This window comes from Pseudomonas sp. (assembly GCF_051660785.1).
GTDB lineage: Bacteria > Pseudomonadota > Gammaproteobacteria > Pseudomonadales > Pseudomonadaceae > Aquipseudomonas.
Genome location: NZ_JBOFQE010000081.1, coordinates 45,263 through 61,300 on the forward strand (window position 1 = coordinate 45,263; position 16,038 = coordinate 61,300).

Consider the following 16,038-nt stretch of genomic DNA (forward strand, 5'->3'; position numbering starts at 1 on the left):
TATTATTTGTACGACAACAACGAAACTCACCAGCTCGACCATTAAAATTGATTGTTCTTATACAAAAAAGTTGTACAAGAACAATCAATATATAGAGTTAATACTCAGCTTTGGTGTTTGCTGGTTACTTTGAGGATGTCGGTGTAGGTCACTACGACACTCTGTCCAACTTTCAGATCTTTCAGTTTTGCTTGAACTTCGGGCCTTACCACGTCAATGGTCTTGGATTGGCCGGCAGGGTTTTCGAAGGTCAGCTGGTTTTTCTTCAGGTCAATTTTGGTGATTTTCAGCTGAACCTGCACCTGGCGGTAGGCTTCGCCGCCCGGGTTGTCGCTGCCGGGGGCGGCGCGGACTTCGCCGGCACGCTCGACAGTGCCTGGCAGGCCTTTGTCGACATCAGTGTCGAGGTAGGCGGCGACGGAGCTGGTGACCTCGATGTCGACTAGATCGCCGACTTTCAGTTTGTCGAGGTTTTTGGCCTTGTCGGTCAGTTGCACATGAACCTGACGACCTTCCGGCCCTTCAAGGACGACCTGGTGATTCGCCGCATCGACCGAAACAACTTTGGTCGTGACCTGATCCGCTTCCACAACGGCAGACAGTGGAATGTCCGCAGCCATGGCGCCAAGGCTGGTGGCAGACAGCAAGGTAGCGAGGGTGATGGCTTTAGTCAGTGCGTGGAGTTTCATAAGCAGTACATTCCCTGTGATTGGTGGCAGCAGACGGCTCTGGCCCATGGGTCAGAGCCGTCTGTGCAAATCAGCATAGACGCTGATCAGGGAGTGTTCGCAGTTTCTTGTGCGGTGGATTCGCCGCTTTCGGTGCCCTTCCCGCTGTCCTTGCGCCGGGTTGGGTCGGTGGGACGCAGGGCGTCGTTGTCGCGCTCGACTTCGCCGGGTGGTCGTGGTTCGTCGGGGTGTTCTGTGGTGTCAGGTGACTGGGGTTTCATGATGGTTCTCCTCAGGCTTCAGGATCATCAACTTCCTGGGCGACGTTCACCGCGGGCGAGTCTTTGTGGGATTGCTCGGCCTTGGCCTTCAAGGCCTGCCATTGCTCCAGGTCGATGGCGCCCTGCCCCAGCAAGTCGTCGGCCACCCGCAGCAGTTCGCTGTAATGGGCGTCGGGGGATTGCTGCCAGTAAGCCTTGTCTTCGAACAGGCGCTGCCATGCGGCAAGGTCAGGCGGTTTGAGATCGTCGCTCATGGCGGGCTCCTGTGAACGGGCTTCATAACGTAGGAGGACGTCGTTCAGTCGAGAGTTCCGACTCAATACCCGGTCATTTCCAGATAACCCGTACCACCGTTGAATTGCACGGGGCCTTCCCAGTAAGGAATGCGCAAATCCATCCAGGCGTTGGGGTTGAGCGCGGTGATGGTGATGTCGAGGTGTCTGGCGGGGATTTTGATCGACCAGCGCACCGGCATGTCACGCCCGGCGACTGTGGCGGTGCCTTGCGGAGTGAGGCTGATGTCGTCGGCGTGCAGCAATTGCGACTGGCCTTGGGCATCGATCCAGGTTCCGGTGAGGTAAGGCGCGCCGTCCTTTTGCCGCATACGGTAAAGCATGACCTGTTCGCCGCTGTCGAGGTGCAGCGAAAACCAATCCCAACCCGTTTGATTGACGGTCAGTGGCTGACTGCTCCACTCGCGATCAAGCCAGGCCGGACCACTGACCTGATAAGTCTTTCCATCAATTTCCAGCGTCCCACTGGCCTGGAAAAACGGCTGGCTGTAGTAATACGACGCCTGCCCTTGTTCGGATTTCTGGCTGAAACCCTTGTCGCCTTGAAGCACCAGTGGACGGGTGGACGTCAGCCGCAATTGGTAGCTGAACCCCTTGTCCCGAGCGCTGAGTTGAAGATCCGCCAAGGCATCGGTGCCCTGACTGCTGAAGCGCCAATCGTCGATCCACGCATTGAAAGGCGCCAGACTCACCCCCGCCTGACCAACGCCGCCACGGGCGTAGCGTTCGGCCGCGTGATGGGCCGTTGCCGATGTCACGGCCGCGTGCCCCAGCCAAATGGTCTGATTGCCCCAACCCGGCTGCTCCGAAACCGCTTTCAAGGCACTGCGAAACAGCGTCCATTGCACACCAAACTCGCGGCCCTGATCGTCCTTGAGATTGGCCGTGACGTACCACCATTCGATGCGAAAACCGTCATGCGGCCCATGATCGGCCGGAAAGCTGAAGACCCGACCGGGCACCACCGGCGTAAACGCGGACGCCTCACCGCCGAGCCCGGCAAAGCCTTTATCGTCCGGCGCCGAGTTGTCGCAGCCGCTCAACAACGCCAATAGCAACACAGCGACCTTAATCCTCATGGGCAAACGTCCTCAACAGGTCCGCCGGTTGCGTGCGATACAGCGAATACAGCGGCCACGCCGACGCCAGCAAAGTCGCGAGCAACGCCAGCCCCATCAACTGCAACAGCTGCAGCGGAAACACCCGTAACGGCAATCGCCAGCCAAACGCCTGCACGTTGATCACCGTGTCCAGGCACCACGCCAGCGCGATCCCCAACGGCAACGCCAGCACCAGCGTCAGCACCGCCAGCAACCAGGTTTGCCCCAGGTTGAGCAGCATCAATTGCCGCCGCGTCACGCCCAGCGCCCACAGCGGCGCGAGTTGGCCGAGACGGCTCTGGCTCTGGGTCAGCAGGCTGATGAACAGCGCCACGCCGGCAACAGCCAGGGTCAGGCTGTTGAGCGCGGCGGTGGCGGCGAAGGTGCGTTCGAACACTTGCGTTGACCAGCCCTTGAGCCGCGCCTGATCGACGATTCGACTGTCGTCCAGGGTGAAGCGCGTTTGCAGCGCTTTGAGGAATGGCGCAATCAACGCCGGCTCGATGCGCAGGTTGAAACGATTGGGCGTGAGCTGCGGCCACCCGCGCAGCAGATGGCTGGCATTCACCAGGATATGGCCCTTGGGATTGCCGTAGTCGGCGTAGATCCCGACGATCCGTGGCGACCACGGGCCACCCGGTGTGGGAAGGGTCAAGTGATCGCCGAGTCGCACCTTCAAGCGCCGGGCCAGTTGCTCGCTGAGCATCAGCGCATCGTCCTTGGCCAAGCGGTCCCAGGGATTGTCACCCAAGGTTTCCAGCAGCGGCCAATGCTGACGATAGGTCGGGTGGTCGATCACGCCGAAGACGTCCGCTGGCCAGCCCTGCAACTGAATCGACACCTGCCAGTTGGGCAGCACGGCGGTCAATGAAGGTTGCTGTTTGAGCCAGGTGTGCAGCTCTCGGGACTGCGCCGGGTTTTGCGGATTGACGTAGAGCTCGGCGGTCAGGCGTTGTTCGAGCCAGTCGCTGAAGGTCTGGCGAAAACCGGCGGTCATGCTGCCGGCGCCGATGTTCGCCGCCAGGGCCAACAGCAGCGCCATCAGCGCCAGGCTCAGCGCCGGCAATTGCTGACGGCAGTCGGCGAGAAACCATTGGCCGAGCACCGAATGACTGCGGCTCAACGCCAGGTTAAGGACAATATTGAGCACCACCGGCAAGGCCAGTGCGGCACCGATCAACAGCGCCGCCATCAGCACAAAACCACTGGCCAGGCTGTCGCCCCAGAACAAGGCGATAAGCGCGATGACAGCGGCCAGCGCCGCGACCCAACCCTGACGCCGTAACCAGCGCGCGTGGGCCTGGTGCCAGGCTTGCGGATCGGCCAGCGCCAGCAATGGCAGGCGCGCCGCCCGCAACAAACTGCTGGCGCCGGCCAGCAGCGCGCCGAACAGACTCAGGCCCACACCGCTGAACCACCACCATGGGCTGAGGCTCAACTGCCCCGCCACTTCGGCGCCGTACAACCCGCGCAGGCTGGCGGCGACATCCGGCAGCAGCACGCTGGCCAGCAGGTAGCCGCTGATGACACCGGCAATGCCGCCGATCAGCGCCAGCGCACCGAGTTCAACCACCAGGCATGTGATCAGCATGCGTGCGCTGACCCCGCAGGCGCGCAGGGTTCTGAGCAATCCGCGGCGTTGCTCCAGCGCCAGCCCGATCGCGGCGTGAACGATGAACAGGCCGACCACGAACGACAGGAAGCCCAAGGCATCGAGGTTCAAGTGAAAGCTTTCCGTCAGCCGCGACAGGTTGTTTTCTTCACCGCTGGTCTTGATCTGCAACTGGCCTTTGTATTGATCGGGCAATACCGCGCTGAAATCCTTGGGCACCAGCAGCCGCGACAGTTGCTCCGGCAGGCCGAGAATCTGCTGGGCGAAGCCGATGTCCACCAGCAACATGCCGGGGGCCATGTCGGTTTGGACCTGCAGTGGCGGCAATGCCACACCGCTCACGCTCAGCGGCTGTTCCCCCTCATGCAGACTCAACGTCTGCAAGGTCTGCGGTGAAATCCAGGTACGGCCCGGCGGGGTGAAAAACTCGACAATCTGCTCGATTGCCAACGATCGCCCCGCCACCGCCGAACCGGCCGGCAGCGACACCGGTTCGATGCCCATCAGTTGCAATCGCTGGTCTTCATGGCCCTTGAGCGTCACCCGGCCTTGCAGCACAGGCGAGACCGGCCAGCCCGCGCGACGCAGGTCGACAAACACTTGCTGGGGGAAGGTCACGCCACTGGGGGCGCTGAGGCTGGCCTGCGGTTCGCCGCCGATTAACTGACTGGCACGGGCATAACTTTCCCGCGCCTGGCTGTTGAGCGCCTCCACGCCGGTCAGCAGGCTGGTGGCGAGCCAGAGCCCAGTCAGCACACTGAAAAATTGCACCGGGTGCTGCCGCCAGTGACTGAGCAGCGCCCGCAGCGTTTCGCGAAAAACTCGCACCTCAGCGCTCGCCCGCGCCAGCCAGACGGCCGCGGTGCAGCACCACTTTTTCTGCCAGCCGTTCGGCAACGCGATGACTGTGCGTGACCATCAACAAGGTGGTCGGGCTGTCGTCGAGCAATTCCAGCAGCAACTTCAATACTTCATCGCTGGTGGCTTCATCGAGGCTGCCGGTGGGCTCGTCGGCCAGCAGCAATTTCGGCTGCGACGCCAGGGCGCGGCCCAACGCGACGCGCTGTTGTTGCCCGCCGGACAGCTGTTCCGGATAACGCCGCAGCAAATCACCCAACCCCAATCGCCGCACTAGATGCGCCTGCCAGCGCGGATCATGCCGCCCCGCCAGCCGCGCCTGAAACGCGAGATTGTCCTCGACCCGCAGGCTGCCGATCAGGTTGAACTGCTGGAACACCAGCCCGATTTCAGTCCGCCGCCAATTCGCCAGTTGTCCTTCGTTCATCTGGTCCAGCCGATGCTCGCCACTGCGGATGCTGCCCTGATCGACCTTGTCCAGCCCGGCGATCAAGTGCAGCAAGGTGCTCTTGCCGCTGCCCGACTCGCCCATCAGCGCCAGGCTGCTGCCGGGTTTCAGCGTCAGGTCGACACCTTGCAGCACCGGCAGTGGACCTTGCGGAGTGGCGTAGCTTTTGAAAACGCCCTGGACCTGAAGCATGGGTAAACCCGTTTGAGGAACGTGGAGGCAAGGATAGCGGCCTTGCATGGTTTTTGTCCGTTGCGGATTGCTGCCCTGACCGAGCGTCGTCCTAACCTCGAGACTGGTCTAACCATAACGATAAAAAACGGAGATGCCATGCCTCGTTTCACTTTGAGCCCTCGTGGCCTGCTGGCCTGCCTGATCACGGTGTGCCTGACGCAATCGGTTTACGCCGCCGATGTACCGGCCGATGCCAGTCCGATCACCTCGACCCAAAACGCCGCCGTGCTGCAGCACCTGCCTTTCAGTGACCGCACCGATTTCGAATCGGTCAGTCGCGGTCTGATCGCGCCGTTCAAGGGCCAGGTCAAGGACGCATCCGGCAAGGTCATCTGGGATATTGCGGCTTACGACTTCCTCGACAAGGATCAGGCACCCTCCTCGGTCAACCCGAGCCTGTGGCGCCTGGCCCAGCTCAGCGCGCACGCCGGGTTGTTCGAAGTCAGCCCGAAAATCTACCAAGTGCGCGGCCTCGATGTCGCCAACATGACCCTCATCGAAGGTGACGACGGGCTGATCATCATCGACCCGCTGACCATGGCCGAAACCGCCAAGGCCGCCCTGGCGCTGTACTACCAGAACCGCCCGCAGAAACCGGTGGTGGCGGTGATTTACAGCCACACCCACGTCGATCACTTCGGCGGCGTACGCGGGGTGATCGACGAAGCCGACGTCAAGGCCGGCAAGGTCAAGGTGTTCGCACCGTCCGGGTTCATGGAACACGTGATGAGCGAGAACGTCTACGCCGGCAACGCCATGAGCCGCCGCGCGCAGTACCAGTTCGGCAGCCTGCTGCCCCGTGGCGAGAAAGGCCAGGTAGATTCGGGCATGGGCAAGAGCCTGCCTACCGGCGGCACCATCACCTTGATCGAGCCAACCGACCTGATCAGCAATGAACTGGAAACCCGCACCATCGCCGGCATCGAGGTGGAATTCCAGCTCACCCCGGGCACTGAAGCGCCGTCGGAGATGAACCTTTACCTGCCGCAGTTGCGCGCCTTGTGCATGGCCGAAAATGCCACGCAGATGATGCACAACATCCTCACCCCACGCGGTGCGCCCGTGCGCGACGCCAAGGCCTGGGCGCAATACCTGGACAGCAGCCTGGCGCGTTATGGCGACAAGAGTGATGTGTTGTTCGCCCAACACAACTGGCCGACCTGGGGCGGTGAGCGGATTCGCACGTTCCTCGCCGATCAGCGCGACATGTACGCGTTTCTCAACGACCGTACCTTGCACCTGTTGAACCAGGGCCTGACGCCAATGGAAATCGCCGAAAACATGCAGAAACTGCCCGGCGATCTCGACCAGAAGTGGTACACCCGCGGGTACTACGGTTCGCTCAGCCACAACTCGCGGGCGGTGTATCAGCGTTACATGGGTTTCTATGACGGCAACCCGGCTAACCTCAATCCGATGCCTCCGGTCGAGACGGCCAAGCGTACCGTCGAGGCCATGGGTGGTGGCGCTGCGGTCGTCGAGAAGATGCGCGCAGCGATGGCCAAGGGTGACTACCGCTGGGCGGCGCAGTTGGGCAATCAGCTGATGTTTGCCGAACCGGACAATGTGCCAGGCCACAGCGCCCAGGCGGATGCGCTGGAGCAGTTGGGCTATCAAAGCGAGAACGCGATCTGGCGCAACATCTACCTGACCGGGGCGATGGAACTGCGCAGCGGTGTGCCGCAACACGCCGGTAGTTCGGTGTCGGTGGACATGGTGCGGGCGATGACGCCGGAGATGTTTTTTGATTACCTGGCGATTCGTCTCGACAGCGATAAAGCCGTCGGCCATGACCTCACATTGAACTGGACGTTTGAGGATCAGAACAAGGTGTTCAACCTGACCTTGCGCAATGGGGTGCTGACGCATCGTGTGGGGCTGAATCCGGCGGCAGATGCCAGTGTGAGTTTGAGCAAGGCAACGCTGGAGCAGATCAGCCTCAAGCAACTGGATTTCCCGACGGCGATGCAGAAAGGGTTGATCAAGTTGCAAGGGAACGGGAAGAAGCTTGGGGAGTTGCTGACGAGCCTGGACAGCTTCAGTCCGCAGTTCAATATCGTGACGCCATAAAACCGCGTCGCTCCCATCGCGAGCAGGCTCGCTCCCACACTGGATCTCCGGTGAACACAAAATCTGTGCTCAACGACGATCAACTGTGGGAGCGAGCCTGCTCGCGATAGCTTTAGTCCTGGCTACGCAGGTGTTACTTCGACCGCAGGCATCCGCCACTCCTGCGCAATCACCCGGGGCCCCGGCCCGTACAAGCGCAACACTAGGGTAAACGCGCCGCTCGCCGGGGTCGGTAACCAGTTGCTCGGCGCTGGCGGTGCCGAAGGCTGCATCACCAGCGTCAGCCCGCCATCCGCATCCGCCTGCAACTGATTGCGACTGCTCAGGCAATAACGGTCAATCGAATTGGCAACAAGCTGCCGGTCCGGCAGGTCATACAGGGTCAACGACCAGAACTCGCTGACCGGAGGCAACTGCCCCGGCGCGAAGCGCAATTGGTAATGACGACCACCCTGCAGCGGCTGGCCCTGCTTGTCCTGCCGGGTGCCGGTATAAAACGCCTCTTCCACGCTGTTGCCGTAGATGCCGACGTGCGCGGCGACCGCCCGGTTGAGGTAGTTGCCCCGCAACGCTTCACGGGTGCCAAAGAGGCCGAAGGTGGTGCGCACCTGGCTCACCGCTGCTTGCAGTTGCGCCTGCGCATCCTCAATCCCGGCGATCAATGCCTGGCGCGTTTCCACCGGCAACGCTGCGACATCAAAACCCTGACCGGGCACGATGCCGATACGCGCGAATCGTGAGCGCAATGCCGCCTCGCAGGGATGCGTCGGGCACAACGTGAGGATTTGATTCAGCGCCGCGATGAACGACGGCCCCAACCCGGTTTTGCTGTCCCACTGCGGCCACGCAATCGCGGGGGCCGCGATGGGTTCCGGGCTGCCGGTGAAGTCATGCAGTGCACGCAATCGATACTGCTGCTGCACCGCACGCACCCCCGGCAAGTCATCGGCGTTTTTCAATCCGGTACGCCCCAGCACCATGACGATTTCGGTCTCGCTGCGCAGCACGGCCTTGATTCCGGCGGGTGTCGGCCCCTGCCAGTCAGGCCCGACGATCAGGTAATCGCCCGCCTCGCGTCCGGTGCTGAGCACGCCGACGTAGCCGAAATTGTGGGTGTACTGGTCGACCAACTGGTGAACGTAGTAACGATCATCGTCAACCGCCGGCACGCTCAGCACCTGCGGTTCACTGCGCAGATCCAGCCATGCCCAGGAGTACGGCGTATCATTGTTCGGCGTGACGATTTCGCGGTTTTTCGGAGTGTACAACTCGCTGTAATGACGGAAGCGATTGAACCCGCCGACGTACTCTGGCGCGGCAGGATTGAGCAACTGTTTTTCCAGGGTCTGATAGTGCATCAGCATCGGGTAGGCGTAGATCCACGCCTCCCGTGCGATGGCGCGAGTGTCATCCGCGTCGGCGGCCCACAACCAGCGTGGAATCATCAGACTGCCTCCCAGCACACCCAGGCCACCGAGCACGCGACGACGGGTAAAGACCAGGCTCATGGCTCAACCCTCGCGATTGTCGGAAGCCGATAACTGCCGTCCAGCGCCCCGGGTTTTGGCAGGTACAAGCGCAGTAACAGATTGAACGGCCCATCAGGCGTCGGCAGCCAGTTGCCCAGCTGCGCCTGCGTTGGCGCGTTGGGTTGCAGGATCAGGGTCAGGCCGCCGTCAGCGTCGTAGTGCAAGTCAGGGCTGCGATCGCCCAATGCGTAACGCGAAATCGGGTTGGCGGCGAGCAATTGGGTGTTGCCGTCATACAGGGTCAATGACCAGAAGGCATTCACCGGCGGCAACTGTCCGGCGGGGAAATGCAGGCGATAGGTGTTGCGGCCGTCCAGCGTCTGGCCCTGCTTGTCGTGCAACGCCATCGGGTAGATCGCTTCCACCGGGTCGTTGGCGTAGATATAGCGCCAGGCCACCGCCGCACGGGTCAGATCATCGTCGCCGAATTTGCCCACATTGGTCGGTGAGCGGAACCAGCCCTGCTGCTCCACCGATAGCTGGCTCGAGGCGGCACGGACTTGTTCGCGGCCGGCCTCTGCGCCTTGAGCAATCGCTTCGATCAAATCCGTCGGCGGTTTGAAGGCCGCGCCGGGCTCCACGCCAATCGCGGCGAAACGCTGCAGCTTCAAGCGTTCAGCGGGTGTCCATTCATGCAGCGACGCCAGCGCATTAAAGGTGCCGAACAGTGCCTGCGCCGCCCCTAGTTTCGTGTCCTGATACGGCGGCAATTGCAGTGGGGGCAACGCTTCAGGCACCGCGCCACCGACCACCTTGGACAACGGTTGCAGCGCATAGCCCGTCAGCACCTTCGCCGCGTCCTTCTGGTCGGCGTCGCCCTTGACCTCAGTGCGCCCGAGCAAGAACACCAGCCGACTCGGTGAGCGAATCACGCCGTTGATTTCCGCAGGCATGTCGCCCTGCCAGTCCGGACCTGCGATCAGGTAACGCCCCATCTTACTGCCCGTGGCGCGAGTGCCGATGTAATCGAGATTGTCGGTGCGCATGTCGACCAGTTGAAAGCTGAAGTAACGCCCTTCCACCGCCGGCACTTGCAGCACCACGGGCTCGCCGCGCAGATCGAGCAAGGCCCGGGAATAGAACGTGTCGTTGTTCGGCGACACCACTTTGTTGTCCTGCGGCCCGAGCAATCGCGGTTCGCTGTAGAGCCGGTTGAACGGCAATCTGGCGGCGATGGCGGTGAGCACTTTGTCGTGCTCGACGGTGGCAAAGGCAAAAACGTAAGCCTCTTGCGCCAGTGCCTTGGCCTGGGTTGAATCGAGGGTTGCAGCGTGAACCGTGCCCAGGCTTGCGCCCAGGGCCAGAGCGGATATCCAGTAGCGCACGGCAGATCTCCTTGTAGATAAAACTGGAAAACACCGAAACCCTTGTGGGAGCGAGCCTGCTCGCGATGAGGCCATTACATTCAACATCTTCGTTGACTGACACATCGCTATCGCGAGCAGGCTCGCTCCCACGGGGGATGTTCTGTGGTAGTGGCAGGCGGGGCTACTTAGCCCAGCGGCGCAAATCCGAGGGGGTGTAGTCATCCGTTTTGGCAGCGAAGCCGACGCGCATCGGCTCAGTCTCTTCGTTGGCCAGACCACCGGCGTAGTAGCGGCCGGAAATCAGGTCGTAGGAGGTTTCCAGCACGTTGTAGGTGAAGCCGTGGTCGTACTGCTGAATCGCGTGCAGCTCACCGCTGCGCCACAGTTCACCGCGACTGTCGTACTGGTCCGACTGCGCAATCTGCCAGCTGTCCTCGTCCACATAGAACCGGCGCTTGGCATAGATGTGCCGGGCGTTGGGCTTGAGCGTGGCTTCCACCACCCACACCCGGTGTTTCTCGTAGCGCGCCAGGTCCTGGTTGATGTGATTGGGTTTGATCACCTCGTCATACTTGAGCCCGTGGCTGCCGATCCTGTAGCTGTTATAGGGGATGAACAGCTCCTGCTTGCCGATCAGTTTCCAGTCGAAACGGTCCGGTGCGCCGTTGTAGCCATCGATATTGTCGGCGGTGATCAGGCCGTTGCTGTAACGGGCGCTGTTGTCATACGCAATCATTGGCGCGCGACGAACCCGACGCTGGCCCGGCAGGTATTGCCACGCCGAACGCGGCTCGGCGACCTGGTCGATCGGCTCATGCACCAGCACCGCTTCGCCGGACAGACGTGCCGGTTCCAGCACGCGGCTCTTGAACATGAACAGGATATTGGCGCCCGTTTCCAGCCCGCCCACGGTATCGGCGAAGTTGATCAGCGACTGGTTGCGCACGTAACTGGTGGCGCCGTTTTCACGCACCAATGCCGAGCTGCTGATGCGCTCGTAACTGCCGCCGCGATAGCGGGTCATGTGGTTCCACATCACCTCCAGACCTTCGGTGGGCAGTGGGAACGGAATGCCCCGGGCGTAATCGTGCAAACCGTTGCCGCCGTCGGCCAGGCTGGTTTTGCCGACATTGTCGCGGCTCTGCGCCAGCACATCCTTGGGCAGATTGGCGCTGCGGTGCGTCGGGTAAATGTTCATCTTGTAGCTGTCGGGAAAACGCTTGAACAAGGCGATCTGACCGGGGCTGAGAAACTTCTGATACTGCGCAACGTTCTTTGAATCGATAGTGAATAACGGCTTCTCAGCAGCATACGGATCGCTGTAACCGCCCTTGCTGTCGACGGTGCCGGCGTTACTTGCCAGTCCGCCGCTCCAGGCCGGAATGCTGCCGTCGGCGTTGGCCGCCATTTCCGAACCCATCGGGGTCAGGGTTTTGCCGAGGGCGGCGGAATCGGTGCCTTTGGCCTGGACCAGGCCGACGGTGCAGGCCAGCGCCAGCACGCACATTTGCATACGCATAACGGTTCTCCTTAGAAGTCTGCCTTGAAGCTGACGGATGCGAAGTCGCGGTCGTCGAGGGTGCTGTAGTCGTTGGAACCGAAGAACGCGTTGTAAGCCAGTTCCACGCTGTAATCGTTCATGTAAACGCCGGTCAGGCTCAGGCCCAGCGCTTGCTGACCTTCCTGAAACGGCCCTTGCGGGTCGTAGGAATAACCCGAGACGTCATGCCGCCAGTTGACCGCCGGAATCAGGTTGATCCCGGGCTACACGTCGCTGTACTCGAGGCTTGCGCGCAGGCGATAACCCCACGACCAATCGGTGGCGAACCCCTTGTCGGTGCAGTACTGATTGGTCACGCCAGAGGCTACGGTGTTGCAGGCCGTGCCGTTGCGCGGCGCACTGCGGCCGAACGCGGCGTTGCGCCCCAGACGCTCGTCGCCGAGGTCGTCGATGTGCACGACGCCGGCTTCACCGAACAGGCTCAAACGGGTCGCGCCCAGGATGTGGTCGAAGGCCTGGGTCGCCGAGCCGGTCATCTGCCACACGCCCTTGCGCACCCAACCGTCATAGCGACTGCCGCGGTTGGTGTTGAAACCCGGCGGCAGGTCGACCCAGGAACTGCCGCCCGGCCCGGAAATCACCGCGACGTTGATGTCCGGTGCGTTGATTGCCAGTGGCATGTTCGGCCGATAGCTCAACTCACCGGCCAGGGAAATTCCGCTGTTGGGTTCGACGCCATTCAGGCTGATGCCATACAGGCGGATGTTTTCCGGAAACGCCGCCGCGTAGCTCGGCGCCTGAATGCCACCGGGGAAGGTGCCAGGCAGGCTGGTGTTCCTCGCATCCAGGGTGAAATACGGCAACCGTGAGTGGTAATTGATGAAATATATCGAGGCTTCGGCATCGTTCAGCGCATGGATCATATTGCGCAGGGCGAAGCCGAACTGGCCGTTATCGGACGGCGATTCGTTGCCTCGCGAGGTGGCGTACAAGCCCGCCGCCTGCATTTGTTGATCGGTCTGCACCTGGCTCAAATACAAGGGTCCGCAGCCTTTCTGGATCGCATCGCTGCTGGCGAAAAACGTGCCGCAACCGTCGAGCACGCTGGGGCGCCAGTTGTATTGATAGAAGCCTTCAAGGTTGAGGCTGTCGGTCAGGCCGAAGCTGAACGACACCATCTCAACCGGCAGCTGCCCTTCCTTGATTTCCACGCCCGGACGGTTGAACGCCGAGACATCCAGCGGGTTGATCACGTTGATGCCGTTCTGGATCAACAGCGACTCGCCCCACGACAACACCTGGTTGCCGACCTTCACACTCAATGGATGTTCGGCGACCTGGAAGTCCTTCCAGACGTAGGCGTCGAGCATCTCGAAGCCCTTGAACTTCGACAGGTCGTCCCAGCCCGAATCGTCGAAATCCTTGAACCGGCCTTTGCGGGTTTCGTAGGCGTGGTCGTACCAGTATTTGAAGCGCATGAACGCGCCCTGGCCCTGGCCATCGAGACTGAAATCGGTGAGGCCCTTGAAGGTCTGTGAGATGGGGTCGCCCTTTTCGAAGTTCAGACGGTTATCGTCGGCGCTGACGCTGCTGCCGTTGGCGCGCACGCCTTGGGCTTGCAGCGCGTTGGCGCGGGTCATAAGGCTCTTGTCGGGGTTCTGCGTCGACCAACTGCTGCCCACGGACAGCGTGGTTTTGGTCGACAGGCTCCAGTCTTCGTTGATGTCAAAACTGGTGGCGTAACTCGGGCTTGCCATGACAGCAAGAATCGCCAGCGCAAGGGGCTGCGGGCGGGTGTGGCCAAGCCGATGCGGTCGCTGGAGGACTGCGGCTGTGGCCGAGCTTGTTCTTATCATTATCAGGCTCCGGTCAGGATTACTCAGCCCGGACACGGTGCCCAACAATCCACCGCGACACGCAAGCGATGGCCGACAAAAAATAATCATCACTGACTTCTCGGTGTCTTTGATGCACAACCGCCCCGTAGCAGCTGTCGAGCTGTGGCGAGGGGATTTATCCCCGTTCGGCTGCGCAGCAGTCGTGACACCTGAATACGCGGGCGTTCTGACACACCGAATCGCCTGATTTCACGACTGCTGCGCAGCAGAACGGGGATAAATCCCCTCGCCACAGTGCTGGGGCTCAACAGCTGCTACACAGCACAGCGGTGGTCACAGAGAGAGGCGGAACTGCTTGGGCGTGATGCCGAACTGTTTGCGAAAGGCCCGGATGAAGTTGCTTGGCTGGCGGTAACCGAGGCGTTCGGCGATGCGTTCGATGGGTTGGTCACCGGCCGTCAGCCAGTGCCGCGCCATGTCCAGGCTGTCGCTGCGTGCGTGTTGCGCAGCCTCGGTTTGCCAGTGGCGGAGCATGCTTTGATGCAGAAACGGATTGGCACCGAGCAAGGGTTGGTCGAGGCTGGCCGACGGCAGTTTCAGGCACGGATGCGCGCCCACGTGCACCTCGATACCAACGCTGCGCAACCAGTCTCCCGCCGCTTGTTGCGGTGTCAGGCTGACACCGACAAACACCTCCCCCGGCGTCCGCCCGACACGCCGGGCGATGTTGCGCACCAGGGTCAACGTCGCGGCGTCCAGACCATAAAAGTGCGGCTGCCCGTGGGCGGCGCGCAGGTGCAGTCGAGCCTGCCCGTCGACCTCTTCGAGTTCGGCCACCACGTAGTTGGTCACCCGCGGCAGGAACCCGGTAAAACAGGCCAGGCTGGCACGCAAGGTCGCGGCGGAGTCGAGCAGGATGTTCAAACCTTGCAGACAGGTGGTCGCCATACCGTTGACCAGTTCGCAGCCGAATGTGGCAGCAGCGCCCGCGCGCTCGCATTCGTGCCACAGCTGTTCGACCAGGTGCGCGGGGATGTGCTGACCCTGCCCGTCCAGCCACAACAGGCTGATGCCGGCGCGCTGCAGCAACTGGTCCTGGCACATACCGGACTGCCGGGCATGGTTGAGAATGGTTCGGGTAAACGCACTGGAAGCGAAGGTTTGATCAGGCATGGCAGGCTACGGCGAGAAGACAGGGTTGTACTTATGCCAGTCGTCGTGGTATCGATCAAATGCATTAAAAGTATCCGCAAAATGCAGGAGACGCATGATGGACTTACGCCAGCTTCGCCACCTTGTGGCCCTCGCCGATTACCGCAGTTTTGGCCGCGCCGCCGAGGCGATCAACCTCAGCCAACCGGCATTCAGCCGCAGCATCCAGACCCTCGAACGGGACCTCGATTGCGCGCTGGTGGAACGCAGCAGTCGCGAGTTCCGCCTCACCGGTCAGGGCGAACTGGTGTTGCAACACGCCCGGCGTCTGCTGGCCGGCAGTCAGGCATTGCACAACGAATTGACCCAATACAATGGCCTGACGGGTGGCGAACTTCATTTCGGCTGCGGCCCTTATCCGGCGCAGCTGCTGGTGCCTGAGGCGTTGGCAGAGTTTATCCAGGCGCATCCGGCGATTCGCACGAGTTTCCACCTTGGCGACTGGGAGCAACTGGCGCTGTGGCTGCGCGAGCAGCAGATCGAATTCCTGGTGGCCGATTCGCGTTACTTCACCGGCGATCCGCAGTATCAGGTGCAACTGCTGCGACCCCGGCGCGGGCGGTTCTTCTGCCGGATCGATCACCCGTTGGCGTCACAGGAAAACCTGACGCTGCGTGCCCTGCTCGGCTATGCCGTGGTCGGCACGCGAATTCCGCCGATGATCCGCAAGATCCTCGCTGACGTGCAGGGCGAGCCGGACTTCAACCCCAGCGTCGAATGCGCGCAATTCGATGCGATCCGCCGGGTGGTGATGCGCTCTGACGCCGTCGGCATCGCGACCATGGAAGCCCTCGCTGAACCGGCCGAACAAGGACTCATTCGCCTGTTGGATTTTGTCGACGTGCCCAGCGATGACCCCGGCCTGCAGCTGCATTACGGCATCGTCAGCCGCTCCGGCTACTCGCTGACACCGGCGGCGTTGGCGATGGTCGATGCGGTGCTGGCGGTGGACCAGCGCTTGCTGGCGGTGGACCCGGCGCAATAAAAACCCGCAACACCCCAACCCTGTGGGAGCGAGCCTGCTCGCGATTGCGGTGTGTCAGTGCCCTCAGCGTTAGCTGACACACCGCTATCGCGAGCAGGCTCG

The 16,038-nt window shown here is 61.7% G+C and carries 12 protein-coding genes and 1 pseudogene; 2 read left to right on the forward strand and 11 right to left on the reverse strand.

Annotated elements, in window-relative coordinates:
* Nucleotides 1-104: 104 nt before the first annotated feature.
* From ACRC4F_RS21805 to ACRC4F_RS21830, 6 genes are all read right to left on the reverse strand, one after another.
* Complete coding sequence (locus tag ACRC4F_RS21805; RefSeq protein ID WP_438661200.1) at nucleotides 105-689, reverse strand: hypothetical protein; 585 nt, start codon at nucleotides 687-689, stop codon at nucleotides 105-107.
* Between the two features lie 86 nt (nucleotides 690-775).
* The gene (locus ACRC4F_RS21810; protein ID WP_438661201.1) at nucleotides 776-949 is read right to left on the reverse strand and encodes a hypothetical protein; all 174 of its coding nucleotides are present in this window, start codon (nucleotides 947-949) and stop codon (nucleotides 776-778) included.
* Nucleotides 950-960: 11 nt separating this feature from the next.
* A complete protein-coding gene (locus tag ACRC4F_RS21815; protein WP_438661202.1) occupies nucleotides 961-1,203 on the reverse strand; it encodes a hypothetical protein in 243 nt (80 codons plus the stop codon).
* Nucleotides 1,204-1,265: 62 nt separating this feature from the next.
* On the reverse strand, nucleotides 1,266-2,321 hold the full coding sequence (locus tag ACRC4F_RS21820) for a lipocalin-like domain-containing protein (protein ID WP_438661203.1): 1,056 nt from the start codon (nucleotides 2,319-2,321) through the stop codon (nucleotides 1,266-1,268).
* Nucleotides 2,311-4,782, reverse strand: a complete 2,472-nt coding sequence (locus ACRC4F_RS21825; protein WP_438661204.1) for an ABC transporter permease — start codon at nucleotides 4,780-4,782, stop codon at nucleotides 2,311-2,313. The genes ACRC4F_RS21820 and ACRC4F_RS21825 overlap by 11 nt, the downstream gene beginning before the upstream one ends.
* Before the next feature lies 1 nt (nucleotide 4,783).
* A complete protein-coding gene (locus ACRC4F_RS21830; protein WP_438661205.1) occupies nucleotides 4,784-5,452 on the reverse strand; it encodes an ABC transporter ATP-binding protein in 669 nt (222 codons plus the stop codon).
* A 138-nt stretch (nucleotides 5,453-5,590) separates the two neighbouring features.
* Between ACRC4F_RS21830 and ACRC4F_RS21835 the strand changes: the two genes are divergently transcribed.
* Nucleotides 5,591-7,564, forward strand: a complete 1,974-nt coding sequence (locus ACRC4F_RS21835; protein ID WP_438661206.1) for an alkyl/aryl-sulfatase — start codon at nucleotides 5,591-5,593, stop codon at nucleotides 7,562-7,564.
* 122 nt (nucleotides 7,565-7,686) lie between these two features.
* Here ACRC4F_RS21835 and ACRC4F_RS21840 read toward each other — a convergent pair whose 3' ends face one another.
* The 5 genes and pseudogenes from ACRC4F_RS21840 to ACRC4F_RS21860 all read right to left on the reverse strand — a co-directional run bounded on the left by ACRC4F_RS21840 (nucleotide 7,687) and on the right by ACRC4F_RS21860 (nucleotide 14,912).
* Nucleotides 7,687-9,072: a DUF1254 domain-containing protein gene (locus ACRC4F_RS21840; protein ID WP_438661207.1), complete on the reverse strand. Its 1,386-nt coding sequence runs from the start codon at nucleotides 9,070-9,072 to the stop codon at nucleotides 7,687-7,689.
* Nucleotides 9,069-10,418, reverse strand: a complete 1,350-nt coding sequence (locus tag ACRC4F_RS21845; protein WP_438661208.1) for a DUF1254 domain-containing protein — start codon at nucleotides 10,416-10,418, stop codon at nucleotides 9,069-9,071. The genes ACRC4F_RS21840 and ACRC4F_RS21845 overlap by 4 nt, the downstream gene beginning before the upstream one ends.
* Before the next feature lie 163 nt (nucleotides 10,419-10,581).
* The gene (locus ACRC4F_RS21850; RefSeq protein ID WP_438661209.1) at nucleotides 10,582-11,919 is read right to left on the reverse strand and encodes a DUF1329 domain-containing protein; all 1,338 of its coding nucleotides are present in this window, start codon (nucleotides 11,917-11,919) and stop codon (nucleotides 10,582-10,584) included.
* 11 nt (nucleotides 11,920-11,930) lie between these two features.
* Nucleotides 11,931-13,757 (reverse strand): annotated as a pseudogene (locus ACRC4F_RS21855) (DUF1302 domain-containing protein).
* A gap of 315 nt (nucleotides 13,758-14,072) precedes the next feature.
* The gene (locus ACRC4F_RS21860; protein WP_438661210.1) at nucleotides 14,073-14,912 is read right to left on the reverse strand and encodes a helix-turn-helix domain-containing protein; all 840 of its coding nucleotides are present in this window, start codon (nucleotides 14,910-14,912) and stop codon (nucleotides 14,073-14,075) included.
* Between the two features lie 97 nt (nucleotides 14,913-15,009).
* Between ACRC4F_RS21860 and ACRC4F_RS21865 the strand changes: the two genes are divergently transcribed.
* Nucleotides 15,010-15,936 carry a LysR family transcriptional regulator gene (locus ACRC4F_RS21865; protein WP_438661211.1) on the forward strand — a complete coding sequence of 309 codons (927 nt, stop codon included), beginning with the start codon at nucleotides 15,010-15,012 and terminating at the stop codon, nucleotides 15,934-15,936.
* The last annotated feature ends 102 nt before the right edge of the window (nucleotides 15,937-16,038 follow it).